The sequence below is a fragment of the Vibrio sp. D420a genome (assembly GCF_030248625.1).
GTDB classification, from domain to species: domain Bacteria; phylum Pseudomonadota; class Gammaproteobacteria; order Enterobacterales; family Vibrionaceae; genus Vibrio; species Vibrio fortis_A.
In genome coordinates, this window is record NZ_JAHGAN010000100.1 from 1 (window position 1) to 857 (window position 857).

Annotated in this window: 1 protein-coding gene; it reads left to right on the top strand. The window is 62.5% G+C overall.

Annotated features, from left to right (window positions below; all coding sequences use genetic code 11):
* Nucleotides 1–119 precede the first annotated feature (119 nt).
* On the top strand, nucleotides 120–857 hold a 738-nt coding region (locus KI743_RS24690), incomplete at its 3' end, for an Ig-like domain-containing protein (protein WP_373417853.1).

The window sequence follows — 857 nt, forward strand, 5'->3', positions numbered from 1 at the left end:
TGACACCAACGGCAGGCAGCACCAGCAACATCACGGTGGATGTGGCGGCGGACGTAGCGGCCGACGCGGCGGGCAATACCAATACGGCGGCGACCCGAAGCACGCAGGCGGTCGATACGGTGGTACCGACGGTCAGCATCAGTGATGATACGACGGGCACGGCGACCGGGGATGTCACGTACACCTTCACCTTCAGTGAAGCCGTGACTGGGTTTACGGCCGATGACATTACGGTCAGCGGCGGCAGCAAAGGCACCTTTACGGCGGTCAGCGGCACGGTGTACACCTTGGTGGTGACACCAACGGCAGGCAGCACCAGCAACATCACGGTGGATGTGGCGGCGGACGTAGCGGCCGATGCGGCGGGCAATACCAACACGGCGGCGACCCGAAGCACGCAGGCGGTCGATACGGTGGTGCCGACGGTCAGCATCAGTAACGATACGACGGGCACGGCGATCGAGGATATCACGTACACCTTCACCTTCAGTGAAGCCGTGACCGGTTTTACGGTCGATGATATTACGGTCAGCGGCGGCAGCAAAGGCACCTTTACGGCGGTCAGCGGCACGGTGTACACCTTGGTGGTGACACCAACGGCAGGCAGCACCAGCAACATCACGGTGGATGTGGCGGCGGACGTAGCGACCGATGCGGCGGGCAATACCAATACGGCGGCGACCCAAAGCACGCAGGCGGTCGATACGGTGGTGCCGACGGTCAGCATCAGTGATGATACGACGGGCACGGCGACCGGGGATGTCACGTACACCTTCACCTTCAGTGAAGCCGTGACTGGGTTTACGGCCGATGACATTACGGTCAGCGGCGGCAGCAAAGGCACCTTTACGGCGGTC